We start from the raw sequence: 23,660 nt of genomic DNA on the forward strand, positions 1-23,660 counted from the left end.
TTGTATCGTCACGCGAGAGTGCCAAGATGTTTGGCATGAATAATCACAACGACACAAGCCACGGTTCAGTGCTGCGTTTCGGCCCCTACGCCTTTCATGTGCGCCAACGTCTGGTCCTTGAAGGAGAGCAGCCGTTGCGCATGGGCGGGCGCGCCATGGACATCCTTCAGGCGCTGCTAGAACACGCGGGTGAGGTGGTCAGCAAAGAGCAGTTGATTGCTCGAGTATGGCCGACCTCGATCGTCGAAGAGATCAACCTGCGGGTGCACATTGCGGCGTTGCGCCGCGCACTGGGTGACGGCGTAAACGGGCAGCGTTTCATCATTCACGTGGCGCACTGCGGCTACAGTTTTGTCGCCCCGGTGGAGCAGGGCACCAGTGATGCGCTGACCATGCCCGCTGCCGCGCTCATGCCCCTGCACAATCTTCCGGCACGACTGACGCCAGTCAGTGGGCGCGACGCCCTGATTGGTAGTCTGGTTCGACAAATGCCGGTATGCCGCTTGATGACGATTACCGGTGCGCCGGGTGTTGGCAAGACCACTGTGGCATTGCGCGTGGCGGAATTGCTCCTGCAATACTTTCGCGATGGCGCCTGGTGGGTCGACCTTGCCAGCCTCGAAGATGACATTCCATTGCTCGAGCGCCTGTTGCACACCCTGAAGACAGACTTTTTCGCACTGACCGGCCGGCACGCCTTGTTGATACTGGATAACTGCGACCACCAGCGCGACAGCTGTGCGGCACTGGCGGAAACGCTGTTGCATGCTGCGCCTCGCCTGTCGATTCTGGTCACCGGCCGCGAAGCCTTGCAAGTCGCGCAGGAGACCGTTCATTACGTGCCGCTGTTGGCGATTCCCAAGCGCTCGACATTGAACACCGTCGAAGAAGCCATGGGCTATCCGGCGGTGCAGTTGTTCGTCAATCGCGCGCGGGCACGGCAGCATGGCTTCTGTTTGCGTGAGCAGGATTTGCCAGGTGTGCGCGAGATCTGCCGTCAACTGGACGGTCTGCCGCTGGCGATCGAGCTCGCCGCTGCGCAGATCGACGCGCTTGGCTTGATCGGCTTGCAGGCACAGGTTGAAAACGGCCTGCAGTTGCTTGGCCAAGGCCGGCGCACCGCGGAACCGCGCCATCAGTCGATGGCCGCTGCGATCGATTGGAGCTTCCAGTACCTGACGGAGATGGAACAGCGTGTGCTGCTGCGTCTGTCGGTATTCAGCGCGGGCTTTACCCTGGAGGCCGCACTGAGTGTGATCAGCAGCGCGGATGTGGCGGGTTCCAGACTGTCCGCGATAATCGAAGGGTTGGCGCGCAAATCGTTGCTTGTTCGAGAACCCAACCGTGCGACGGCCCGCTATTGGATGCTCAACACCGTGCGCCGCTATGCTCGTGATCAGTTCGAGCGCAGTGACGACAAGTTCGAACTGAAACAGCGCCATGCGCGCTATCTCAGCAGAACGCGCAACGCTTCAGGCCGGGCACTGCTCGTGGAGGCTGTCGAGTAGCAGGCGGACCTTGCGCAAGTCCGGTGTGGCGTAGCCTTCGGTGAAGCGCTGGTAAATGGGGCTGAGCAAATCCCATGCTTCGCGATGGCGGGACTGGCGCTGCCATAATCGGGCGAGGTCCGTGGCGCTGCGCAGTTCCCAAGCGAGGGCGCCCTGGCTTCTGGCGATGGCCAGAGCTTGTTGCAGGGTTTGTTCGGCTTCTCGGGTTTCAGCGGTGTCTGAGCGGGCCGATTCGCGAGCAGGCTCGCTCCCACAGGATGAACCCTTCAACAATGCCGCCGCCCGCGCCCGCAATATCTCCGCTGCACTCCATCCCGCATCGCCATTGCGCGCGCGCTCCACCAGTGCATCATCGACAAAACGCTCATCCAGCGTAACCATCACTTCCCGAATCAGACCGCTGCTCTGTGCTGGTACGGGCATGGCATTATCCGGATCGATCACCTGCGCATACTGCCGGCCCCAGTTATTGAACAGCAGCACCGAGTGCTTCTGCGATTGTTCCAGCAGCAACTGCAGCAGCGCGCGGGCGTTTACATGGTCGCCGTTGTAATGAGCGATCAGACAACTGGCCAGCGCCAGGGTGTAACAGATCGATGTGCCGTGATTGATCTGCACGGCGATGTCCAGCGCCTGCCGTGCGGCGCGCCAGGCTTGCTCGGGCAGACCCTGCAACCACAGCACTCGGGCCAGTACTGTCAGCGAAGCGACGCTCTGGTCGTATTGCACGCCAAAACCATGGGTGAAACGATTGAGATGGCCGCTGTGCGCCATGCGTTGCAGCACCTGCTCGGCATGTACGCGTGCCTGCGGCTGGTCGCCGGCATAATGCAGGGCCAGCACCCGCAAGCGATGTGTGCTCAGTGACAGCAGCGGTTCGCCGTGCAGGCCGATGCGGTCGAATTGCTCACTCTGGGCCAAAGCCATGCGGTAATGCCCGCAACTCAGATTGACCGCCATATGCCCCGATATCGCACGCAGTTGCCCGGCCAGATCGCCGTGTTCCTCGGCCAATTGGCAGGCGTCGACGAAGGCCTGAATGGTTTGTGGCGTGCCGCCCCAGGTGTGATAGCTGGCGCTACCGAGCGCCAGTTTCAAGGCGATTTGCAGGCGAGGGCAGGGCGGTAGCAGCGAGTCTGCTGGCGAAGCCTCCAGCAGACTCAGTGCCCGGCGCACATAGCGGCTGTAATCGCGCAGCAACGACAGCTCCTGCCACAAAGGCGCCGACGCGGCTGCCAGTTGCACCCCCAGCTCATCCGGTCCCGGCCCGTTGAGGCTCCAGTCCAGCGCCGCGCGCAAATCCTCCAGACCCCGGGCATAGCGCTCCATCCACAATACAGTCGGAGTATTGTCCCAATCCGCCTGCGCCTGCTGCATCAGTGTCAGGCATCGCTCGGCGTGGCGTTGGCGGGTTGCGTTGAGCTCGTCGGCCTGTTCGAGTTTTTCCAGTGCGTAGTGGCGGGTAGTGTCGAGCAAGCGATAGAAAACATCTTCGTCGCCCACTTCGACGCTCAGCAGGGATTTGGCCACCAATTGTGTGACGGCGGTGAACACCGCGCCGGGATCAATCTGTTGGCCGATGACCACCGCTGCCGCCGAGGCGAGGGTGAAGCTGCCGCGGAAAATCCCCAGTCGCCGCAGACAGGTTTGCTCGCAGACGTTGAGCAGGTTGAAACTCCAGTCCATCGTCGCGCGCAGGGTCAGGTGGCGTTCGGCGCTGCTGTGGTGTCCGGCCGACAATGGCGGCAAACCCTCGCGCAATTGCTTGAGCAATCCGTCCATGCCCAATTCGCTGACCTGCGCGGCGGCCAGTTCCAGTGCCAGCGGAATGCCGTCCAGGCGCTGGCAGATTTCGATCGCTTGCGGCAGCTCGGCGTGGCTTAGTCGGAAGTTTTCCCTGGCTGCGGTGGCGCGCTCGACAAACAACTGCATCGCAGCAAAGCCCAGTGCTTGGGCCGGCTCCATCGGGGTCGACATGGACGGGCATTCGAGCGATTCCAGACGCTGCACGAACTCACCCTCAGCGCGCAGGCTCTCGCGGCTGGTCGCCAGGATATGCACCTTTGGTGCCCCCCGCAGAATCTGCTCGCTGAGCGCGGCGACCGCATCAATCAAGTGCTCGCAGTTGTCGATCACCAACAACATTTGCTGTTCTCGCAGGCCGTCGACCAGACCAGCCTGCGCATCGCCTTCAGCTGCGGACAGATCAAGCAGCGTCGCCAGATGCGAGCCGATCAGCGCGGGATCGGCGATGGGCGCCAGATCCACCAGGCGGATGCCGTCGCGATACTGGTCGAGCAATTGTTCGGCGACGCGCAGGGCGACGGTGGTCTTGCCAATGCCGCCGGGGCCGACCAGAGTGATGCAGCGTCGGCGCGGCAGTTGCTTAATCAAGTGATCGATCAGGGGTTGGCGACCAATCATCCGCGTACGACGCAGCGGCAGGTTGTGCCGGGGCGCGGCGACCGCAGGCGTTGCTTCGATGCTGTCGAGCACGAACGGTGCGACAAAGCTGTAGCCGCGCTGCGCCACGGTGACGATGTAGCGCTGGCCGTTCTGCCCGTCGCCAAGCGCTTTGCGCAGCGCCGCCATGTGCACGCGCAGGTTGATGTCTTCAACGACACTGTCTGGCCAGACCCCGGCCATCAATTGCTGTTTGCTCACCACTTCACCGGCATGGGCCAGCAAAATCAGGAGGATGTCCATCGCCCGCCGTCCCAGGCGCAAAGGCTGTTGGCCTTCAAGCAGCAGTCGTTGCCCGGGGTGAATCCGATAGGGGCCAAACGCAATGGCCTGATTCGGGGAAAAACTCAACAGCGCGCTCCTGCGGTGATGCGGCGGACAGGGCGAATCAGTGCCTGGCGCAAGCGCAGGCCGTCTGATCCGGGGTGTCCGGGCATAATCCTCAGGTTTGAGCATCAGTGCAACGGGTGGCGTAACGGCAGCAGTCAAAACACCGCAGGCTGCGCTGCGGTGTTTTTCGGTTTATCCATGACTCGACAGCGCCAGGCGAAGGGATTGATGCCCTCGCTGCGGGTGAACATGTGGCAGAAGTGCGCCTGATCGCAGAAGCCGCATTCGAGGCTGATTTGCGTCAGGCTCAAGTCGGTGTGCTGGATCAGCAACTTGGCCCGGGCCAGGCGCTGGGCGCGGATCCAGTCCTGTGGCGACAGGCCGGTGCTGCACTTGAATGCGCGGGAGAAATGACTGCGTGACAGTGCACATGCCCGGGCCAGTTCAGCCACTTCGAGGCTTTCGCCCAAGCGATCGAGGATCAACTGTTTGATCTGGCGTTCGCGCTGCGGACTGAGTCCGCCAGTCGTGTTTTTACGCGGTTCGCTGGCAGGGGCGAGGGCGACGGTTTGCTGTGGATAAGCCATGGCCAAGGTCCGTGTCGGTGGGGAAGGCACGGTCGGCGCATTCCCTCAGGTCAAAAAAGCAACGCTGCGCAGAGGGCTTCATTGTTGGGCGATGCCTTGAGGCTGACGAGTTAATCGTTGTTAATTTCCTCGCTCAGGCTGGAACTCAGCACATCCTTGCAAGTCAGCGCCCGGCGCTTTGCGCGACGATGTCGACAAAGCACGGCCGCCGTTGGCCAGGTTCAAAGGGGAATGCAATGAAAAGCTTGGTGAAAGCGGCAACGACGCTGGCGGTCGTGCTGGCAATGTCCGGCGCCATGGCGCAGGCACCGCAGGTTGGCACTCAGGCGCCGGGTTATTTCCGGCTGGCTGTCGGCGATTACGAAGTCACCGCGTTGTTCGACGGTTACAACGATTTGTCGCCGAAGTTGTTGCAGGGCATGAGCCAGAGTCAGATTCGCGCGCTGCTTGCGCGCCGTTCGATTGAAACCCCTGGCGTGCAGACGGCGTTCAATGCCTTTCTGGTCAACACTGGCAAACAACTGATTTTGGTCGACACGGGCGCAGGACAGTGCATCGGCGCCACCGCAGGCCAACTCTCGGCCAACATGCAGGCCGCCGGTTACAAGCCTGAACAGGTCGACACGATTCTGCTGACGCACCTGCACCTCGATCACGTCTGCGGTCTGGTCGACGCCGAAAAGAAACCGGTGTTCGCCAACGCCACCGTGTTTGCAGCCAAAGCCGAGGCCGACTACTGGCTCGATCCGGCAGCGCTGGCCAAGGCCCCAGCGGGCGCAAAAGAGTTTTTCAAGATAGCCCGGGACTCTACGGCGCCCTATGTTGCCGCCGGTCGCTTCAAGACGTTTGCCGCCGGGCAGTCGCCACTGCCGGGACTGGTCGAAGCAACCCTGGAAGCCGGCCACACGCCGGGCAGCACCACATATCGCTTCAATTCGCAGCAGCAGAGCATCGTGTTCATGGGCGATCTGGTGCATAACCTGGCGGTGCAGTTTTTGCACCCGGAAGTGTCGATCGGTTTCGACGTCAACAGTCAGCAAGCGATCAGCAGTCGTCAGGCAGTGTTCAGTGCTGCGGCAGCGAGCAAGACCTGGGTGACGGCAGCGCATCTGCCGTTCCCGGGCATCGGCCACATCACCGCCGAGGGCAAACATTTCCAATGGGTGCCGGTGGAGTACGGTCCGTACAAACGCGCGGCGAAAGTGCCATTGATCGAGTAAAGTGCCCAACGCCTGTGGCAAAAAGCGTCTGACACCGATAAGGAAACCACACCCATGAACCGTAACGATCTGCGCCGCGTCGACATGAACCTGCTGGTGATTTTCGAAGCGCTGATGTTCGAAAAGAATCTGACCCGTGTGGCGGAAAAACTGTTCATGGGCCAGCCGGCGGTCAGTGCTGCGCTGGGGCGCTTGCGTGATCTGTTCGACGATCCGTTGCTGCTGCGCAACGGTCGCGGTATGGAACCGACAGCGCGGGCGCTGGCGATCCTCAAGGAATTGCAACCGGCAATGGACGTGATTTCCGGCGCAGTCAGCCGCGCCAAGGAGTTCGAACCGGCCAGCAGTTGTGACGTATTTCGCATCGGTCTGTCGGACGACGCCGAGTTCGGTCTGTTTCCACCGCTGTTGCGCCAGCTTCAGCAGGAGGCGCCGGGGATCGTCGTGGTGGTGCGCCGCGCCAACTATCTGTTGATGCCGGCGCTGTTGGCTTCGGGGGAAATCTCCGTGGGCGTCAGCTACACCACGGATCTGCCGGCCAACGCCAAGCGCAAGAAGCTGCGTGATATTCCCTGCAAAGTGCTGCGCGGCGACGACCGTCCGGGGCCGTTGACCCTGGACGAATATTGCGAGCGTCCGCACGCGATGGTGTCGTTCTCCGGTGACCTGAGCGGCAATATCGATCTGGATCTGGCCAAGATCGGCCGTTGCCGCCGAGTCGTTCTCGGCGTACCGCAGTTCAGCGGCTTGCGCGCCTTGCTCGCCGGTACCGAGATGATCGCGACGGTCCCGGACTACGCCGCCTGTGCCTTGGTCGAAGGCTGCGCCCTGCGTGCCGAAGATCCGCCATTCCCGATCGATGCCGCGCAATTGTCCATGGCCTGGAGCGGGGTGCATGACAACGACCCGGCAGAGAAATGGCTGCGCTCGCGCATTAGCCAGTTCATGGCGGCGCCGCTGGATATTCCGGCGCTTTAACCGCCCTCGATTACACAAGCAGTTCTCCTGTGGCAGCGAGCCTGCTCGCGAAAGCGGTGGGTCAGTTAGTGTGGATGTGACTGGCCTGACGCCTTCGCGAGCAGGCTCGCTCCCACAGAGAAATTCGGGGCTGACCGGGCTTTGTGATTCGGCACATAGACTTGTGGGAGCTGGCTTGCCAGCGATTGCGGTGGGTCCGTCAAAGAAGGTGGTGGATGTGCCGACCAATCGCTGGCAAGCCAGCTCCCACAGGGATACGGGGTGGAATGAACATTGTTGGTCACCACAAAAACCTGTGGGAGCGAGCCTGCTCGCGAAAGCGGTGTGTCAGTCAATGTGGATGTGGCTGACCTGACACCTTCGCGAGCAAGCTCACTCCCACATTGTTTTGTGGCTGGCGGCAGAACATCAAAGACCTGAAAAGCAACTAAGCACACCCATCCAATTTCTCCCGCGCCGGCCTTGGCATGATTCCCGTCAATGACATTCAAAGGGTCGGGTCATGATTGCTACGAGGGATGAACAGGCGCGCGACATCGGGTTGCTGTTCCTGCGGGTCAGCGGCGGGTTGTTTCTGTTGTGGGTGCACGGCTTGCCGAAGTTGCTGGACTTCACCGCGCAGCTGCAACTGATCGAAGACCCGTTCCACCTCGGCGCCCACCTGACCCTGATCCTGGCGATTTTCGCCGAAGTCCTCTGCCCGTTGCTGATCGTCGCCGGTGTGCTGGCGCGATTGGCTTGTTTGCCTATTCTCTTTGTACTGCTCGTGGCGTTGCTGGTCGTGCATCCGCAATGGAGTGTGGCTGAGGGGCAGTTTGGCTGGTTGCTATTGATTCTTTTCACCACCGTCTTGATCGCCGGGCCGGGACGGCTGGCGATTCCTGTTCGTTTGCCCGGAGTGCTGCGTTATGCCTGAAGTCCTCAATTCACAAGCACCGGGGGCCGATGAGACCGTCACGTTGATCATCAAACACTCGGTCAAGGCCGGTTTCGAGTCGGCCTATGAAGCATGGCTGCGCAATATCGTGCGCGTCGCCGGGCAGCGCGAAGGGCATTTGGGTGTCGACGTGGTGCGCGGCAAGCGCGGGCGTCTGGATTTCTACACTTGCGTATTGCGCTTCAGCTCCACCGAAGCGATGCAGGGCTGGCTGGAGTCCTCCGAGCGTCAGGCGCTGGTGGCTGAAGCCGCACCGATGCTGGCCGACGGTGATCAGACCGAAGTCGCACCGGTCAATGAATTCTGGTTCACACCGCTGGCCGAGGCCGGCTCGCCGCCGCCGCGCTGGAAGCAGGCTGTCGTCACACTGTTGGTGATTCTGCCGCACACCCTGCTGGTGCCGCTGATCTGGGGCCCGCTGCTGGCGCTGCATCCGCTTCTGTCCAACTACGTGGTCGCCACGTTCCTGATCACCCTGACCATCGTCCTCTCGGTGGTCTACGTGGTGATGCCGCCGGTCACCCGTTTGTTTACCCCGTGGCTGGAAGCCAGTCAGGCCCACGAACACCTCGATTCCCAAGAAACCTCGCCGCGTTAAGCGGGGTTTGCTTCTTTTCACTTTCGCTTGAGGAACTGCGATGAGCGCCGATCTGATTTTATTCAATGGCCAATTTCATACCGTAGACCGGGAAAAACCACTGGCCAGTGCGGTGGCGATCAAGGATGGCCGCTTCGTCGCCGTCGGTAACGATGCCGAGGCCATGGCCCTCAAGGGCAGCGCCACACAAGTGGTCGACATGAAGGGCCGCTGCGTCATCCCTGGCCTCAACGACTCGCACTTGCACCTGATTCGCGGCGGTCTGAACTACAACCTCGAACTGCGCTGGGAAGGCGTGCCATCGCTCGCCGACGCGCTGCGCATGCTAAAGGATCAGGCCGATCGCACGCCCACCCCGCAGTGGGTGCGCGTGGTCGGTGGCTGGAACGAATTCCAGTTCGCCGAAAAACGCATGCCGACCCTGGAAGAAATCAACCAGGCCGCGCCGGACACCCCGGTGTTCATCCTGCACCTCTACGACCGTGCGCTGCTCAACCGCGCTGCCCTGCGCGTGGCCGGCTACACCCGCGACACGCCAAACCCGCCGGGTGGCGAAATCGTCCGCGACAGCAACGGCAACCCGACCGGCATGCTGGTCGCGCGGCCGAACGCGATGATCCTCTACTCGACACTGGCCAAGGGACCGAAGCTGCCGCTGGAATATCAGGTCAACTCGACCCGTCAGTTCATGCGCGAGCTCAATCGCCTGGGCCTGACCAGTGCAATCGACGCCGGGGGTGGTTTCCAGAATTACCCGGACGATTACCAAGTGATCGAGCAACTGGCCAAAGACGACCAGTTGACCGTACGCATCGCTTACAACCTGTTCACCCAGAAGCCGAAAGAAGAGCTGACCGATTTCCAGAACTGGACCGGCAGCGTCAAGTTGCATCAGGGCGACGACTACCTGCGCCACAACGGTGCTGGCGAAATGCTGGTGTTCTCCGCCGCCGACTTCGAGGATTTCCTCGAACCGCGTCCGGACCTGCCGCAGACCATGGAACAGGAACTCGAGCCGGTGGTACGCCACCTCGTTGAGCAGCGCTGGCCGTTCCGTCTGCACGCCACGTACAACGAATCGATCAGCCGTATGCTCGATGTGTTCGAGAAGGTCAATCGCGACATTCCGTTCAACGGTCTGCCGTGGTTCTTCGACCACGCTGAAACCATCACCCCGCAAAACATCGAGCGCGTGAAGGCGCTAGGCGGCGGTATCGCGATTCAGGATCGCATGGCGTTCCAGGGCGAATACTTTGTCGATCGCTATGGCAAACAAGCGGCCGAAGCCACGCCACCGATCAAGCGCATGCTCGCTGAAGGCGTGCCGGTCGGCGCTGGCACCGACGCCACCCGTGTGTCCAGTTATAACCCGTGGACCTCGCTGTACTGGATGGTCAGCGGCCGTACCGTTGGCGGTCTGGCGCTTTACGAAGAAGGTTTGCCACGCAGCACCGCGCTGGAACTGTTCACCCACGGCAGCGCCTGGTTCTCTTCGGAGCAGGGCAAGAAGGGCCAGATCCGCGTCGGCCAACTGGCAGACCTCGCGGCACTGAGCGCGGACTTCTTCAGCGTTGAGGAAGAAGCGATCAAGTGGATCGAGTCGGTGATGACCGTGGTCGGCGGCAAGATCGTCTACGCCGCCTTCGACTTCGAAGACCTCGGCCCGCGTTCGATTCCGGTGCTGCCGGACTGGTCGCCGGTAGTCAAAGTCCCGGGCCACTGGCGCCCGAACTCGCCGTTGCAGGCGCAGGTGCACCAGTGCAGCGGGCCGTGCGCCGTGCACACCCACAGCCATGAAAAAGCGCGGATGTCGAATGCGCCGGTCAGCGATTTCGCCGGTTTCTGGGGCGCGTTCGGCTGTTCCTGCTTCGCGTTCTGAGTTTGAAAAAAGCGCCGGTCATCAGGGCCGGCGCTTCCCGCAACAACCATCCATCCAGGAGTTTTGCCATGAGCGTTCCTTACAAGCGTCTGAACAAAGATGATGCCGTCGTCCTGCTGGTCGATCACCAGACCGGTCTGATCTCGCTGGTGCAGGATTTCTCGCCGAACGAGTTCAAGAACAACGTGCTGGCACTGGGCGACATCGCCAAGTTCTTCAAGCTGCCGACCATTCTGACCACCAGCTTCGACGCCGGTCCAAACGGCCCGATCGTGCCGGAACTGCTCGAGCAATTCCCTGACGCGCCGTTCATTCAGCGTCCAGGCCAGATCAACGCCTGGGACAACGAAGAGTTCGTCAAGGCGATCAAGGCCACCGGCCGCAAGCAACTGATCATCGCCGGTGTAGTGACCGACGTTTGCGTAGCTTTCCCGACCCTGTCGGCGATTGCTGAAGGCTTCGAAGTGTTCGTGGTCACCGACTCGTCGGGTACTTTCAACACCACCGTGCAACAAGCGGCGTGGGCGCGGATGTCGGCCGCCGGTGCACACCTGATGAACTGGTTCGCTGTGGCTTGCGAGCTGCAAGGCGACTGGCGCAACGACATGGAAGGCCTGGCGCATCTGCTGTCCGAGCGTCTGCCTAACTATCGCAACCTGATCAACAGCTACACCAAGTTCACTGCCAAGTAATCTGGTCGAAAGTCAAAAGCCCCTCACCCTAGCCCTCTCCCGGAGGGAGAGGGGACTGACCGCGTTGTTTGCTAGAGTTGCATCGACCTGCAATACCGAGCCGAGCTCCGCTCTTGAAACGCATGGAGATCGGCTCCCTTTCCCCCCTCGCCCCCTTAGGGGGAGAGGGCTGGGCGGGCGGCGTTCCTATGAGGGGGTGAGCTTTTGATCTTCAAAGTTTCAGATCAGCGTTTTTGCAACCACCCCAAAAAACCACCTTTTTTCACCGCCACCGGTTTGGCCATCAACGCGAGGCGACTGTTCTGCTGACGCACCGCCTGCAACTTGTTCAAGGCCCGGCCGACTTCGCTGCGCTTGTCCATGCACTCACGGGTCAACTGTTTGTCGAGACGATAGATGATGCTCGACGTCAGCGCTGTGAACGTCGCCTGCGACGGTGTATCGGCAAGAATGCTCTGTTCGCCCATGACTTCGCTCGGCCCCATGCGCCCGGCCTCGGTCTGGCCATTGCCGTCCGGCACCGTCGCGCTGACCACGCCCGTGGCGATCACGAACAGACTGTCCGGCACCTCGTCCAGATCCAGCACCACCTGACCGGCCGTGTACTGCTGCGCGACCATCGATTCAGCGAGGCGATCGCGCTCTTCACTGCTCAGCGAGCGGAAAATCTTCACCTCATCCAGCAACGCACGGGCGCGGCTCGACGGTTCGATCACGCCGTCGGGATGGCGCGAAATACCTGCGGCTTCGAGATGGCGATGGGCGAGGTCGAACAGTTGATTGCGCACTTCGCTCTTCTTGCCCAGCTCAGCGATGAAACCGCTGGCAACGTATTCCGACATGGTTTCGCCGGCTTCTTTGAGTACGGCTTTCGGCGCCGGGCTGAGCAACAGCGAACTGCTGCCCTGCAGAGTGCGATCAAGGGCATCCAATACCCGACGCGGACGAATGTGGTTCGGCACTTTGATACTGATCGAGACACCGTGCATGTTGCTCGGCCGGCTGAGATTGACGATTTTTGCCTTGGCCGCCACCGAGTTCGGTACAACCGCCATGGTGCCGGCGCTGGTCAGCAGGTGCGTGGCGCGCCAGTCGATATCGAAGACCTTGCCTTCGACGCCGTCGATCATCACCAGATCGTCCACCTGATACGGCTTGGTGGTGTTGAGGACGATGCCGGAAAACACATCGGCGAGGGTGCTTTGCAGCGCCAGACCGACCACGATGGCGACCACCCCGGAAGTGGCCAGCAGACCTTTGACCGGCAGTTCCAGCACGTAACCGGCCGCCGCGACAATCGCGACCAGAAACACCAGCGCACCGATGACATCCTGCAGCAAGCGACCGCTGTGACCGATGCGGCGCATCAGCGCCAGGCCGATCACTTCGGTCAGCACCCGTGCTGCGTACAACCACCAGAGAATCCCCAGCGCCGTCGCCCCCAGTTGCGCCACACGATCAGCGGCGAACAGCGGCGCCTGCAAGGGGCTGACACCGGCATTGATCACCAGCGCGCTGAACGCCAGAAACAGTGCCAGACGCACACAGACTCGCGGCGCGCGATGGCTGAAGGGCGAGAAATGCCAGAGCGCGGCGTCGAGCAGCAACAGGACGGCGCTCCAGGACAGCAGGTGGGCGTAGAAAAGGGTCATGACCGAAGCTCCGCAATGGCTGCAAATGAAAAGATCGCAGCCTGCGACAACTTCTACTTTGGAATGCGTTTTCCTGTAGGAGCTGCCGCAGGCTGCGATCTTTCGCTTTTATGGATTCAGATGAGTCTTCAGTTCAGCCGCCGCCTGACGCACCGCCGCTTTGACTTCCGGAATCTGGCTCAGCGATTGAGCAGGCCGAAGTCATGAATCATCCCGTTGTAACGCACCGAGGTCACCGGCACGCCGGCCGCATCCAGATGCCGCGCATAGCCTTCGCCTTCGTCACGCAGCACGTCGAACTCGGCGGTCTGCACCAGCGCAGCGGGCAGGCCCTTGAGCTGTTCGGCGCTGGCTTTGAGCGGCGAGGCATGGATCTGCGCACGCTCGGCCGGGTTGGTTGTGTAGTTGTCCCAGAACCACTGCATCATGCCCTTGGTAAGGAAGTGGCCCTCGGCAAATTGCTGGTACGAACCGTCATCGAATTGCGCATTGGTTACCGGCCACATCAACAGTTGGAAGCGCAGGGCAGGGGCTTTCTGCTCCTTGGCCATCAACGCCACGACCGCCGCCATGTTGCCGCCGACGCTGTTGCCGGCCACCGCCAGACGTTTGCCATCGACACCGATGTCCTTGCCGTGCTCGGCCACCCATTTCGTCGCGGCGTACGCCTGGTTGATCGCGGTCGGGTACTGCGCTTCGGGCGATGGCGTGTAATCGACATACACCGCAACAGCGCCAGAGCCGACCACCAGATCACGAATCAGGCGCTGATGCGTCGGGAAGTCACCCAGCACCCAGCCGCCACCGTGGAAGAACATGAACACCGGCAACTCGCCCTTGACCTTGGCCGGGCGCACCACTTTCAGGTTGATGGTCTGGCCGTCGACCTTGATCGCCTTGTCGCTGACTTCCACGCCGGACAGATCAACCTTTACCGAAGCTTGGGCACCAGTCAGCACTGCACGGGCGTCCTTCGGGCTCAGTTGCTCCAGCGGACGACCACCGCCAGCGGCGAGGGCATCGAGGAATGCTTGGGTATTGTGTTCGACGCCAGGGCTGCCAGCGGCGAAAGCGCTGCTGACGGAGAGGGCGAGGAGCGACGCGGCGAGGGTTTTCTTGACGATGTTCATGGTGGAAATCCTTTTGAATGATTTTGATTTTTTTGCCTGAGTTGCGGGCTGCTGTGGCACTGGGTTTGCGGCCTCAGCAACACCGTGAGCACAGATTAATGGGCTGCTGAAAAGCGAAAAAGCGGCTATAAAGCGTTTAACTGTCCACCAGAGAGTGACAATGAACCCGTTCGAAGACATGCGTATTTTTTGCCAGGTCATGGACTCCGGCAGCTTCACCGCTGCGGCCGATCAGTTGGGCCTGTCCAAGCAGTTCGTCAGCCGCCGTTTGATGCAACTGGAAGAGCGCCTCGGTGTGCGCTTGTTGAATCGCTCGACCCGCCGCCTCGACGTCACCCCCCTGGGGCAGAGCTATTACGAATCGGCGTTGCGTTTGCTCGGCGAGGTAGAGCAGGTCGAGCAGGGCATCGCCGGCGAAACCGCCGAGCCGCGCGGCACGATTCGCCTGAGCGCGCCGCTGTCGTTCGCGGTGGCGCATCTGGGTTGTCTGCTGCCGTTATTCCTGCAGCGTTATCGCGAAGTCACCGTCGAGGTCGATTTAAGCGATCGCCCGGTCGACCTGCTCGGCGAAGGTTACGACCTGGCCCTGCGCATCGGCGTACTGGAAGACTCGACACTGATCGCCCGGCGCATCGCCAGCATCGAACGGGTCTATTGCGCCAGCCCGGCCTACCTCGCCGAACGCGGCACACCACTCAAACCCGAAGACCTGCACAGCCACGACTGCCTGCCTTACGGCCACGGTCGCTCGGTGCAATGGCGTTTCAACGAAGCGCCGGGCAAACCGCTACTTATCAACGTCACCGGCCGCATGCGCGTCAACAACGGCGAACTGCTGCGGGACGCAGCGGTGCAGGGGATGGGCATTACCTATCTGCCGACCTTTATCGTCGGCGCGGCACTGAAGGACGGGCGGCTGGTGCCAGTGCTGGATGAGTTGCGCCCGGAGCCGTTGACCCTGTCGGCGGTTTATCCGCAGCATCGCCAGGCTTCGCGGCCGGTACAGGCGCTGGTGGAGTTTTTGCGTGAGCGGCTTAACCAGAGTCATGTGAATCTTTGATAGTGGGGCCTGCTGGGCAAACGGCGTGTTATCGATCGGGCGAACGTCCTACCGTTTTTTCCTGCGATGTCTTTATGGATATTCCTGTCGGGTATGCAAAACGCTAAGTATCTCGATTCGATCCGTCACCTCATAAATCACTACGTAGTTAGGATGTACAACGATTTCCCGGGTGCCGGGAGATCGACCTTTACGGTAGAGATGGGGATGAACGGAGAGTGAGGTTGTGGATTCTTCGATGGATTTCGAGAGACTCACTGCGGCTGCAAAGTTTCTCTCGCCAATGTATCTGAGGATGTTCGAAAGATCGGCCTTGGCTTCGGGCCGCCACTCAATCTGCATCGACCTTTTTTCGCATGGATTCGATCAAGGCATGCATGTCCGCCATCACGTCCTCATGGGGGAGACTCGGATGGGGATCATCTCTGGACGCCTGCACCTTGGCTCGCAACCAGCGATCATGACTGGCAGCCTGCTCGTTGTTTTTAAACCCTGAATCGTCGGGAAAGATTTTGCCGTCCATAGTGCCTCCGGGATCAATGCCTGGCAGTCTATTCGGTACAGGGATTGCTGTCGTCGTTGTCTGGATGAACTGCATCTTGGTCGAGCTCCATGAGTACTTGTAGTTCGACAAATCCTAGACTGAGCGCTTCCGACGGCCAACCGACGGAAGATGTAGGAAAACGGTTGGGGTTTCCCGAGTTCCTTCCTTTTTCTGTAGGACTCGCTGAAGAGGACTGCGCAGTGTGATTACAACATTGGAACAACCGCCACCCCGCGTCTGTTCTACACTCACGCCGCTCAATCACGAGCTTCACCCGGAGTAGCGCCATGGAAGTGCCCAACCCCAAAACCGCCATCGAAAGCAATCGACAGGCGTGGAACGATTCCGCTCGCCATCATCAGGATTCACCGGACTGGCAGGCATTGCTCAGCGATGTTGCGCAGGGGGAGTTTTGCTGCCTTGACGACACCTTGCGTGGCTTGCTGGACGTCGACGGCAAAGACGTGATTCAACTGGGCTGCAATAACGGTCGGGAGAGCCTGTCGCTGTTTGCGCTGGGTGCGCGCAGTGTCGTCGGCGTCGATCAATCGGCAGCGTTTCTTGAGCAGGCCCGCGAGCTCAACAGCCGCTCGCCGCATACTGCCGAATTCGTCGAGAGCGACATCCACCATCTGCCCGCATCGCTGCATAACCGCTTCGACGTCGCCCTGATCACCATCGGGGTACTCAACTGGATGCCTGACATCGGCGAATTCTTCCGTCATGTCGCGCAGGTGCTGAAGCCGGGCGGCAAGCTGGTGATCTACGAAACCCATCCGTTTCTGGAAATGGTTGATCCGCAGGCTGAAGATCCCTACCGCCTCGCCAGCTCGTACTTCCGTGCCGAGCCGTTTGTGCAGCAAGAGCCGATCGTTTACGTAGGTAAAGTCGAGCAGCCGGCGGCAAAGTCGTACTGGTTCGTGCATACGCTGGGCGCGATCTTCAGCGGCGCCATTGGAGCGGGGCTGAGCATTGTGGATTTTAAGGAATATGCGCATTCGAACCGGGAAGAGGTGTATGACTGCTACCTGAACCAGCAGGCGCAGCTGCCGATGTGCTTTAGCCTGGTGGCGAGCAAGGCCTGAGAGCCTTTATTGCGACGGCTGGCCTCTTCGCGAGCAGGCTCGCTCCCACATTGGCTTCGCGTACGGCGACTATCCAGTGTGGGAGCGAGCCTGCTCGCGATGGCGGTATCAAAACCGCCGCAAATATTCAGCCTGAATCAAGCCTGCGCGGGCGTACTTACTACTGGTCTTTCCGGCTTGCGCAGCGCCTCCAGCCTCGACTCGCTGTAGCGCGTTTCGCGGAAGAAGCGCCAGTGGCCGAACAGGTCGTAAACATGCGTGATCCGCCCTTGTTCCTTATAGCCCAGACGCACATGCATCTTCAGGGCCTGGATATTGGCGTTGTCACAGATATCCACCACCTTTTTATACCCCCCGGCGTCCATGACTTGCCAAAGTGCGGTCTGTGCGTCGACGGTCAAGGTGCTGCCGAAATAGGGCCGGGCAATTTCGGCACCGAACTGGAAGTACTCACCGGGCTGGATCGTGAACGTGTAGCGGTAGAAGTGCCGATCGTAATAGTCGCGGGTACTGGCCCAGACGAACCCGACGGTGTGGCCTTCCTGGTCCAGGTACATGTGCCCCGTGTGCCCTTCAGCGGCCAATTCGGCCATGGTCTGCACACGGTCACCAAAGTACTTGCCGAAAGCCTTGGCGTTGTCCTCGGTGATGTCGACTCTATGTAAACCTTCACAGGGGCGCAGTTTGTTCGGCGCGATCGGCGTGACCAGATCGCGCTCCATCCACAGCAATTCACGGTGAGCGAAGACATAACGTTTGCCGAAAGCGCCAAGGGTGCGGCGCAGGCCTTTTTGTTTGATGCGCAGAAGCAGTTTGTCGATGACGTTCATGATGCTCTCCGAGGCGCTAGCCCTGGTGTGGTGGATGATGTTGCCGGTTGAGTTGCGCAGGTATTTACCGCTTTCGGTTTGCCGGCACGCTGTGCGCGCCATTTTTGCAGGGCCGGTTTGACGCAGTACCAAAGACGCAGGCCCAGGCCCAGCAGCAAGCCACTGGGGCGCCATGAGTAGAAGCTCCAGCGCCAGTGTTCCAGTTGTCCGGTCATGCGCTCGTGCAGTTGATGACTGGAGTTTTCCAGGCTGACCCGCGAGGCATCGATCCAGTGCCATTGCTCGTCCAGGCCCCAGCGAATCCATTCCTCCAGCAGCACTCGACCACTGCCCAGATCGGCATGTTGCGGCAGGAACGCCAGGTTGTAGTCGTAGAGGCGGCCCTGCTCGAGCAGGCCCAGCCGATAACTGATGCAGCGGCCGTCCAGCTCCAGTGTCACCACTCGCACCAGCCCTTGAGCGGCGAGGGCGGTGAAGGCGTTCTGTATCCATTGACGACTGTGGTCATTTGCGAAAATGCCGACGCCCTCGTCGCCTTTCCAACTGACCGACTCGACTTCTTGCAACGCCTGTAAAACCGGAGGCATCGACAGCGCATCGGGGGTGATTCGCCGTACTTGAGCGCCGCACGCGGCAATCCGTTTGCGCGCACGACGCAGTTTGTAGCGCGGGTCGCCGGAAACTTCCTGCTGGTCGGCGTCGCTGATCAGATGCACCGGCACCCGGCAACTCAGGCGCCGTTCAGCGGTGGAGCTACGCGCCATCCAATCGGTGAGGGCACTTTCTTCCCCGGCAGGTTCCGACAGTTCGTTGAGTTGCAGCAGCGCATGGGGCAGGCGCTGACGGATCAGCATCAGCGCATCGCGCATATCCTCTGCGCCGAGCAACGACAGCAGGGCCAACCGATCGGCCAGCGGATAACCCAAGTGGCGCAAGACGCGAAATGGCACGCCCGCGAAGCGTTCGCGGCTGGACACCAGGGGCAGGCACAGGCGCAAAGCCTCTGCTTCCCAGCCGAGCAGAACGTGCAGGCACTGATTCTCTTCCAACGCCTGCTCTGCTGCGCACAACCAGCCGAGGTGGTTGAACGGCGTGTGATCGGCTACGTGAAGGCGCAGCGTTTCATACGCGGTTGCCGGGAAGTCGGCAGCGCACAGGGAGGTGCGCCATTCAAATCGCATCACCATAGGTTCAGACCGCCGTTGCTGGGACAGGTGGACGAGAATTTTTCCGCAGTGCCTCCAGGCGCGAGCCGCTGTAGCGGGTTTCGCGATAAAAGCGCCAGCGACCGAACAGCGTGTAGATATTCATGATCCGCTGTTGCTCGGTATAGCCCATGCGCAGGTGCAGCTTGAGCGCCGGGATGTTGCTCGAGTCACAGACATCGACCACTTTGCGGCAGCCTTTCTCAGCCATGGCTTGCCACAGGCGCACTTGCACATCGACTGACAATTCGCTGCCCCAGTAGGCACGGGTCATTTCGCCACCGAATTCGAAGAACTCGCCAGGTTTCACCGGGAACCGGCAACCGTAGTAATGCCGATCAAAATAGTCGCGCGGCGTACCCCAGATGAACGCAACGGCATCACCTTGCTCGTCGACATGCATATGCCCGGTATGACCCTCACTGGCCAGCTCGGCCATGACGCCGACACGGTCGCCGAAGTAACGGGTGAAGGCGCTGGCGTTGTCTGCGGTGATCTCCATTACGCGCAGCGGCGGGTAGGGTTTGAGGCTATGCGGCGGCACGGGGCTGACCAGATCACGTTCCATCCACAGCAGTTGCTGATGGGCAAAAATGTACATTCTGCGGATCTTCCCCAAGGTCGCTCGCAGACCTTTGCGACGGATATGTCCGCTGAGTTTTTTAAAGATATCCATGGTCTCTTCTCCTGATGAAAGTGCCGCGCGCAGCATCACGCTCGCAGGGCGGAGGGGCGGTTCATGAAGCGTTCCAGTTCAGGGCAAACAGGGTTTGCCCGGGTAATTCGAAACGCACGCGCCCGTGTTCGCAGGCAAATGGTGCGTCGCGGGCGCGATTGTCAGCGCCGAAGAAATGCAGGGCGCCTTGGTTGAGCGGGCACTTGGCACCGCTCAGAGCAACGCGTTGCAGGCGCGTGCCTTTGTTCACCCCGAGCAACGTGCGCTGCTCGTCGCCGGCCATCGCCAGTACGTCCACTTCGAAGGCGTCGTTATCCAGTTGCAGCACGTGCGGCAGCCAATGCCGGGCGATGAATTGCTGGGCCAGGCCCACCGGTTTCAGCTCGAAGCGATCGCCGGCCAACACGCGCACCATGCCCTTGGCGTAGGGCGGTTCGTCGGCCGCCTGAAACCAGTTGAGCATGCTCAGCAAACCGTCCTGAGAAGCATTGATGACCACCGATGCCCACCACAGCGCGGCGTAATGAGTTTCCTGGTCGTACGGGCTCAGGCTCGAGCCACTGGACAGATTGGTCTGATCGAGCAGCAAGGCTTTGCGCGGCTGACCCTTTGCGTCGAGGCCGACCAGTTGCGCGGCGCGGCGCACGCTGTCGCGGTAGACGCGAGTGGCGAGCAGGTCGCGGATCATCCATTCGTGCCAGGCCAACGCGTCAATCTGATCGGGCGCTTCACTGAGCAGACGCCGTGCCCAATCGATCCCGCGTTTGTCTGCGGCGTTATTGGCGAACGGGCCGTTGACCAGGCGCGAACTGGCCGGCATGGCGATGCGCACGCCGGCCCTGGCGTTGGCGGGATCGCTGCGCACCTGGCGGGCCATGCTGACAAAAATCGAGCGGTATTCGTCGTAGCTCGAATAGTTGAGGTTCGGCTCGTCGGCGAAGCCGATGTAATGCGTGCCTTGACCACCCAAGGCACGAGTGCCGGCGAGCCACGTCTCAAGGCCGTTGCTGCTTTGCACATCGGCGCGCAGATTGGCCTGACGCCCGGTGCCGGCGAGCAGGGTGATGTCCTGGCGGATGCCGAAGCGCGTCTGATAAAGCTGACGAACCGGGTCTTCGAAGCGGGCACTTTTCGACGTTATGTCAACGTAGCTGTAGTAGCTCGCCGCACTCGGTTTCAACGCATCCAATGCGGCATGACTGCTCGCGGGCGGCATCAGATTGGGCAGCGCGATGCCCAGATCCGGAGTGCGCCCGAGCACCATGGCGTGCAGGGTCAGGCGGACCTCACCCGATTCTTCATGCACTGGCTGCAGCTGCTGCGGATTCTGCGCAAACAGGTTGGCCGTGCCATCGAGCCAGAACGCCGCTTTGCCGCTGCCCTGCAGGCGCAAGCGCCAGACCTGAGGCCGGTCACTGACCGGCAAGGCCACTTGATCGAATTGCCAATAGGCGCGGTGGGGCTTGAGGGCCAGCGACAGCTGTTGTCCATCGTCCACCCGCTGTGCTTGCAGCGCGTTGACGCCGCCATGGTATTTGCCGTTCAGCACCGCATGCTCTCCCGGTGCGACCTGGAAAAACAGCTCAGTACCATTGCGGGTTTCGACGCTGAAATGCACTTTGGCCGGACTGAACAGCGCCACGGTGGTTGCGTCATGCTCGACGCGGTAACTACGGAAGCTGTAGCCCGGAATCTCCAGGCGATAACCGGCAGCTCCCGGCACCAGCGGCCAGCTTTGCGAACCGCGAACCTCACTGGCCTTGATGAAGCGATCACCTTGCAAGCGGCCATGGCCGTCAAGCAGGTAGATATGCTCTTCATTGGCCTCGGCCTGCCACGCCGGAACCCAGCGCACGGTGACTGTATCCGGGCGGTCGGCTTGCAGATACAGGCTGCCATCGCGGATGTCGCCCCACTGCATGGGCGCAGCGAAGGCATTCAGCGTCATGCCGAGTCCGAACAGCAGGGCCAGGCGCTTCATGCGGCTTTCCTGCGGTGCAGCATCAGCCACATCGGGCTGAGGTCGCCGGGCAGAATGAACAGCGTGTGCCAGAACGGTACGCCGCTCAGCCTGCAATAAAGCACCAGCATCGCCAGGGTCACTGCCAGATAGGCAATCGAGGACGCCGCCGCTGCGCCGACGATGCCGTAGCTCGGGATCAGCAGCAGATTCAGGCCCAGATTCAGCAACGCGCCCACCCCCATCATCAGCGAGACGGTGGCAGGGCGATTCTTGCCGATCAGGTCCAGGCGCAGAATGCTTGCGTAGCACAGGCCCAACAGCCCCGGCAGCAAAGCCAGCAGCGCCGGATACGCGGGTTGGTAGGCGACGCCGAACAGGATGATGATCAGCCATTCGCCGATCAGCGCCATCGTGACGCAGGCGCAGAGCATTACCGTCGCGGTCAGGCGCAGCGCCAGCGGCGTGACCTTGTCCATGCCCTTGTCCTGTTGCAGCAGACGCTTCATCAGCGGTGTGGTGACTGCTTCCGGAACGATCAGCAACAGTTCAGCAGCGGCGCTGGCCATGGCGTAATGGCCGAGCGCGCTGCTACCGAGCAGGGCGCCGATGAACAAGTAATCGGAGCGCAGGATCACCTGTTGGAACAGCAGGTCCGGATGGCTGCGTGCACTGAATTTCAGCAGCTCCTTCTGGCTTGCACGATCCCATTGCAGTTGCAGCGGCTGTGCGCGTTTGAGCCACATCCAGCCCACCAGTACCACCAGGCTGATACCGGCCAGCCAACTGATGAGCGCCGCTTCGAGTGCCGCCTCTTTCCACATCCAGAACAGCGCAACAAAAAGCAGTAATGGTGCCAGCGATTCGATCAGACGCAGGACATTGAAGGCGACCACGCCACCCGACGCGTTGTGCAAGGTCAGCAGGCCGCTTTTGAGCACGGTCAGCGGTACCGCCAGCAGCAACAGCCACGCCAGCAGACCGAGCTGCATCGTGACGTCGAGTTCGCTGCCGAATTCTCGCGCCAGCGCCACCACCAGCAACGTCAGCAGCCCGGCCAGCAGACAACCGAACACCAGCACCTGGGCGAGCAACAGCCCCATCGGCCGCTGGTTAGCCGCTTGATAACCGACCGCTGAATTCAGGCCGCCGCTGGTCGCCGCACTGATCAGATCCGGCAGGGTGCTGAGCAGCGCGAACAGACCGCGTTCGCTCGGCCCGAGAATCCGCGCCAGCAACACATTGCGCAGCAGGCGCAGGGCGATCATCGCCAGTTTGGTGCCCATGCTCAGGGCGAGGTGCTTGATGTAGCTGCCGCGACTCATGGCCGTGCCCCGCGAAAGATCCGTAGCGACAGCAGCTCCGGATTGCGCGCGGTACGTTGGCTGACGCCGAAGCGCGGCAGGTTCAGCGGGTCGCCGGCGCCGCGATAGAGTCCGGTGGACGTGCCAAGCGCAAACGGATAATCGTGATTGGCGACCTGCTCGCGCACGCGCTCATCGTTGTCGCCGTTGGGGTAGCAATACACCGGCAGTGGCCGATTGCAGCCGTTGTGCAGGGCGTCGCGGCTGCGGCTGATTTCTTCGTGCAGACGCATGTCATCCAGGCCAGTGAGGATCGCATGACTGGCGCCGTGGGGGCCGAAGCGCACCAGACCGGACGCTTCCATGGCGCGCACCTGATGCCAGTCCAGCGCTTGTGGCAGAGAATCCGGCGGACACTCATTGGTCAGACGTTCGAGTTCCTGCGGATCGAGGCTCTTCAGCCCTTGCAGGTAATGCAGCAGTGCCAGGCTGCGCCGGTCGACATCGATATCGTCGAGCAGCACCGGCAGCGGATGACCGGTGATGCGCAGGTGCTCGATCAGGTGCATGCGCGCCTTTTCGCCATGGCTGCCCCACAGCGTTTCACCGACGCTTTCCCACCAGAACCGTTGCCGACTGCCAATGAAATCGGTGGAAAGAAAAATGCTCGCCGGCACCTGATATTTTTGCAGCAGCGGATAGGCATTGACCGCGTTGTCACGCCAGCCGTCATCGAAGGTCAGCGCCACGCGCGGGCGCTCGGTGCGCAGGGCGTTGGGCTGCAACAACTCCATTAGCGGCACGCAATCGAAATGCTTGCGCAGCCATATCAGCAAGTGTTCGAACGCCTGCGGGCCGACACACAGTTCATTGCGGTGCGGCAGGTTGGCGGCACGGTCGTTGGCCAGCACTCGGTGGAGCATCAGGATGACTCCGGCCCCGTGCAACTGGCTGCGCCCTACGGACGAGTTGAGATAGAGCCAGCCGCTGGTGCGTTTTATCAGTTGTTTGATAGCCATGGC

General features: G+C 61.2%; 20 protein-coding genes and 1 pseudogene. 9 read left to right on the top strand and 12 right to left on the bottom strand.

Features of this window, described 5'->3' with window-relative positions; genetic code table 11:
• Window positions 1-35: 35 nt before the first annotated feature.
• Window positions 36-1,508 carry an ATP-binding protein gene (locus ASG55_RS06075; protein ID WP_056784480.1) on the top strand — a complete coding sequence of 491 codons (1,473 nt, stop codon included), beginning with the start codon at window positions 36-38 and terminating at the stop codon, window positions 1,506-1,508.
• Here ASG55_RS06075 and ASG55_RS06080 read toward each other — a convergent pair.
• Both ASG55_RS06080 and ASG55_RS06085 read right to left on the bottom strand, forming a co-directional pair.
• Window positions 1,473-4,322, bottom strand: a complete 2,850-nt coding sequence (locus ASG55_RS06080) for an ATP-binding protein (RefSeq protein WP_056784483.1) — start codon at window positions 4,320-4,322, stop codon at window positions 1,473-1,475. The two genes, ASG55_RS06075 and ASG55_RS06080, sit on opposite strands and share 36 nt — an antisense overlap.
• Before the next feature lie 134 nt (window positions 4,323-4,456).
• Entirely contained in the window at window positions 4,457-4,888 is a 432-nt protein-coding gene (locus ASG55_RS06085) for a helix-turn-helix domain-containing protein (protein WP_056784487.1), read from the bottom strand.
• A gap of 236 nt (window positions 4,889-5,124) precedes the next feature.
• Between ASG55_RS06085 and ASG55_RS06090 the strand changes: the two genes are divergently transcribed.
• From ASG55_RS06090 to ycaC, 6 genes are all read left to right on the top strand, one after another.
• Window positions 5,125-6,108, top strand: coding sequence for an MBL fold metallo-hydrolase (locus tag ASG55_RS06090; RefSeq protein WP_056784490.1), 984 nt, complete (start codon window positions 5,125-5,127; stop codon window positions 6,106-6,108).
• A gap of 54 nt (window positions 6,109-6,162) precedes the next feature.
• On the top strand, window positions 6,163-7,086 hold the full coding sequence (locus ASG55_RS06095) for a LysR family transcriptional regulator (protein ID WP_039762138.1): 924 nt from the start codon (window positions 6,163-6,165) through the stop codon (window positions 7,084-7,086).
• A gap of 502 nt (window positions 7,087-7,588) precedes the next feature.
• Window positions 7,589-8,002, top strand: a complete 414-nt coding sequence (locus tag ASG55_RS06100; protein WP_024012430.1) for a DoxX family protein — start codon at window positions 7,589-7,591, stop codon at window positions 8,000-8,002.
• Entirely contained in the window at window positions 7,995-8,621 is a 627-nt protein-coding gene (locus tag ASG55_RS06105; RefSeq protein ID WP_041478579.1) for an antibiotic biosynthesis monooxygenase, read from the top strand. Before ASG55_RS06100 ends, ASG55_RS06105 begins: the two co-directional genes overlap by 8 nt.
• Before the next feature lie 40 nt (window positions 8,622-8,661).
• Complete coding sequence (locus tag ASG55_RS06110) at window positions 8,662-10,500, top strand: amidohydrolase (RefSeq protein ID WP_056784491.1); 1,839 nt, start codon at window positions 8,662-8,664, stop codon at window positions 10,498-10,500.
• Window positions 10,501-10,568: 68 nt separating this feature from the next.
• Window positions 10,569-11,192: an isochorismate family cysteine hydrolase YcaC gene (gene ycaC / locus ASG55_RS06115; RefSeq protein WP_056784494.1), complete on the top strand. Its 624-nt coding sequence runs from the start codon at window positions 10,569-10,571 to the stop codon at window positions 11,190-11,192.
• A gap of 224 nt (window positions 11,193-11,416) precedes the next feature.
• Here the strand turns inward: ycaC and ASG55_RS06120 are convergent, their stop codons facing one another.
• Window positions 11,417-12,844 carry a mechanosensitive ion channel family protein gene (locus tag ASG55_RS06120; RefSeq protein WP_056784497.1) on the bottom strand — a complete coding sequence of 476 codons (1,428 nt, stop codon included), beginning with the start codon at window positions 12,842-12,844 and terminating at the stop codon, window positions 11,417-11,419.
• 108 nt (window positions 12,845-12,952) lie between these two features.
• Window positions 12,953-13,974 (bottom strand): annotated as a pseudogene (locus tag ASG55_RS06125) (alpha/beta hydrolase).
• 160 nt (window positions 13,975-14,134) lie between these two features.
• Here ASG55_RS06125 and ASG55_RS06130 point away from each other — a divergent pair.
• Window positions 14,135-15,034: a LysR family transcriptional regulator gene (locus ASG55_RS06130; RefSeq protein WP_056784501.1), complete on the top strand. Its 900-nt coding sequence runs from the start codon at window positions 14,135-14,137 to the stop codon at window positions 15,032-15,034.
• Window positions 15,035-15,106: 72 nt separating this feature from the next.
• Here the strand turns inward: ASG55_RS06130 and ASG55_RS26190 are convergent, their stop codons facing one another.
• Both ASG55_RS26190 and relB read right to left on the bottom strand, forming a co-directional pair.
• Window positions 15,107-15,376: a type II toxin-antitoxin system RelE/ParE family toxin gene (locus tag ASG55_RS26190; protein WP_082228561.1), complete on the bottom strand. Its 270-nt coding sequence runs from the start codon at window positions 15,374-15,376 to the stop codon at window positions 15,107-15,109.
• The gene (gene relB, locus ASG55_RS06135) at window positions 15,366-15,557 is read right to left on the bottom strand and encodes a type II toxin-antitoxin system RelB family antitoxin (protein ID WP_056786779.1); all 192 of its coding nucleotides are present in this window, start codon (window positions 15,555-15,557) and stop codon (window positions 15,366-15,368) included. The genes ASG55_RS26190 and relB overlap by 11 nt, the downstream gene beginning before the upstream one ends.
• Window positions 15,558-15,865: 308 nt before the next feature.
• On the opposite strand from relB, the gene ASG55_RS06140 reads away from it, so the two are divergent.
• On the top strand, window positions 15,866-16,663 hold the full coding sequence (locus tag ASG55_RS06140) for a class I SAM-dependent methyltransferase (protein WP_056784504.1): 798 nt from the start codon (window positions 15,866-15,868) through the stop codon (window positions 16,661-16,663).
• Between the two features lie 137 nt (window positions 16,664-16,800).
• Here the strand turns inward: ASG55_RS06140 and ASG55_RS06145 are convergent, their stop codons facing one another.
• The 6 genes from ASG55_RS06145 to ASG55_RS06170 form a co-directional block, all read right to left on the bottom strand.
• On the bottom strand, window positions 16,801-17,493 hold the full coding sequence (locus ASG55_RS06145; RefSeq protein WP_056784508.1) for a hypothetical protein: 693 nt from the start codon (window positions 17,491-17,493) through the stop codon (window positions 16,801-16,803).
• Window positions 17,490-18,680: a GNAT family N-acetyltransferase gene (locus ASG55_RS06150; RefSeq protein ID WP_056784511.1), complete on the bottom strand. Its 1,191-nt coding sequence runs from the start codon at window positions 18,678-18,680 to the stop codon at window positions 17,490-17,492. Before ASG55_RS06150 ends, ASG55_RS06145 begins: the two co-directional genes overlap by 4 nt.
• A 4-nt stretch (window positions 18,681-18,684) precedes the next feature.
• On the bottom strand, window positions 18,685-19,374 hold the full coding sequence (locus ASG55_RS06155) for a GNAT family N-acetyltransferase (protein WP_056784514.1): 690 nt from the start codon (window positions 19,372-19,374) through the stop codon (window positions 18,685-18,687).
• 61 nt (window positions 19,375-19,435) lie between these two features.
• Window positions 19,436-21,355 (bottom strand): hypothetical protein, encoded by a 1,920-nt coding sequence (locus ASG55_RS06160; RefSeq protein ID WP_056784518.1) that lies wholly within the window; start codon window positions 21,353-21,355, stop codon window positions 19,436-19,438.
• Window positions 21,352-22,659, bottom strand: coding sequence for an oligosaccharide flippase family protein (locus ASG55_RS06165; protein WP_056784521.1), 1,308 nt, complete (start codon window positions 22,657-22,659; stop codon window positions 21,352-21,354). The genes ASG55_RS06160 and ASG55_RS06165 overlap by 4 nt, the downstream gene beginning before the upstream one ends.
• Window positions 22,656-23,657: a polysaccharide deacetylase family protein gene (locus tag ASG55_RS06170; RefSeq protein WP_024012445.1), complete on the bottom strand. Its 1,002-nt coding sequence runs from the start codon at window positions 23,655-23,657 to the stop codon at window positions 22,656-22,658. The genes ASG55_RS06165 and ASG55_RS06170 overlap by 4 nt, the downstream gene beginning before the upstream one ends.
• Window positions 23,658-23,660 lie beyond the last annotated feature (3 nt).

It is taken from the genome of Pseudomonas sp. Leaf434 (assembly GCF_001425545.1).
GTDB lineage: Bacteria > Pseudomonadota > Gammaproteobacteria > Pseudomonadales > Pseudomonadaceae > Aquipseudomonas > Aquipseudomonas siliginis.

Excerpts from the sequence above, each read along its gene's own strand:
- ycaC (WP_056784494.1), top strand. The coding sequence starts at position 10,569 with ATGAGCGTTCCTTACAAGCGTCTGAACAAAGATGATGCCGTCGTCCTG.
- ASG55_RS06145 (WP_056784508.1), bottom strand. The coding sequence starts at position 17,493 with ATGAACGTCATCGACAAACTGCTTCTGCGCATCAAACAAAAAGGCCTG.
- ASG55_RS06075 (WP_056784480.1), top strand. The coding sequence starts at position 36 with ATGAATAATCACAACGACACAAGCCACGGTTCAGTGCTGCGTTTCGGC.
- ASG55_RS06170 (WP_024012445.1), bottom strand. The coding sequence starts at position 23,657 with ATGGCTATCAAACAACTGATAAAACGCACCAGCGGCTGGCTCTATCTC.
- ASG55_RS06120 (WP_056784497.1), bottom strand. The coding sequence starts at position 12,844 with ATGACCCTTTTCTACGCCCACCTGCTGTCCTGGAGCGCCGTCCTGTTG.
- ASG55_RS06095 (WP_039762138.1), top strand. The coding sequence starts at position 6,163 with ATGAACCGTAACGATCTGCGCCGCGTCGACATGAACCTGCTGGTGATT.
- ASG55_RS06090 (WP_056784490.1), top strand. The coding sequence starts at position 5,125 with ATGAAAAGCTTGGTGAAAGCGGCAACGACGCTGGCGGTCGTGCTGGCA.
- ASG55_RS06085 (WP_056784487.1), bottom strand. The coding sequence starts at position 4,888 with ATGGCTTATCCACAGCAAACCGTCGCCCTCGCCCCTGCCAGCGAACCG.
- ASG55_RS06160 (WP_056784518.1), bottom strand. The coding sequence starts at position 21,355 with ATGAAGCGCCTGGCCCTGCTGTTCGGACTCGGCATGACGCTGAATGCC.
- relB (WP_056786779.1), bottom strand. The coding sequence starts at position 15,557 with ATGGACGGCAAAATCTTTCCCGACGATTCAGGGTTTAAAAACAACGAG.
- ASG55_RS06130 (WP_056784501.1), top strand. The coding sequence starts at position 14,135 with ATGAACCCGTTCGAAGACATGCGTATTTTTTGCCAGGTCATGGACTCC.
- ASG55_RS06110 (WP_056784491.1), top strand. The coding sequence starts at position 8,662 with ATGAGCGCCGATCTGATTTTATTCAATGGCCAATTTCATACCGTAGAC.
- ASG55_RS06150 (WP_056784511.1), bottom strand. The coding sequence starts at position 18,680 with ATGGTGATGCGATTTGAATGGCGCACCTCCCTGTGCGCTGCCGACTTC.
- ASG55_RS06165 (WP_056784521.1), bottom strand. The coding sequence starts at position 22,659 with ATGAGTCGCGGCAGCTACATCAAGCACCTCGCCCTGAGCATGGGCACC.
- ASG55_RS06140 (WP_056784504.1), top strand. The coding sequence starts at position 15,866 with ATGGAAGTGCCCAACCCCAAAACCGCCATCGAAAGCAATCGACAGGCG.
- ASG55_RS06100 (WP_024012430.1), top strand. The coding sequence starts at position 7,589 with ATGATTGCTACGAGGGATGAACAGGCGCGCGACATCGGGTTGCTGTTC.
- ASG55_RS26190 (WP_082228561.1), bottom strand. The coding sequence starts at position 15,376 with ATGCAGATTGAGTGGCGGCCCGAAGCCAAGGCCGATCTTTCGAACATC.
- ASG55_RS06155 (WP_056784514.1), bottom strand. The coding sequence starts at position 19,374 with ATGGATATCTTTAAAAAACTCAGCGGACATATCCGTCGCAAAGGTCTG.
- ASG55_RS06105 (WP_041478579.1), top strand. The coding sequence starts at position 7,995 with ATGCCTGAAGTCCTCAATTCACAAGCACCGGGGGCCGATGAGACCGTC.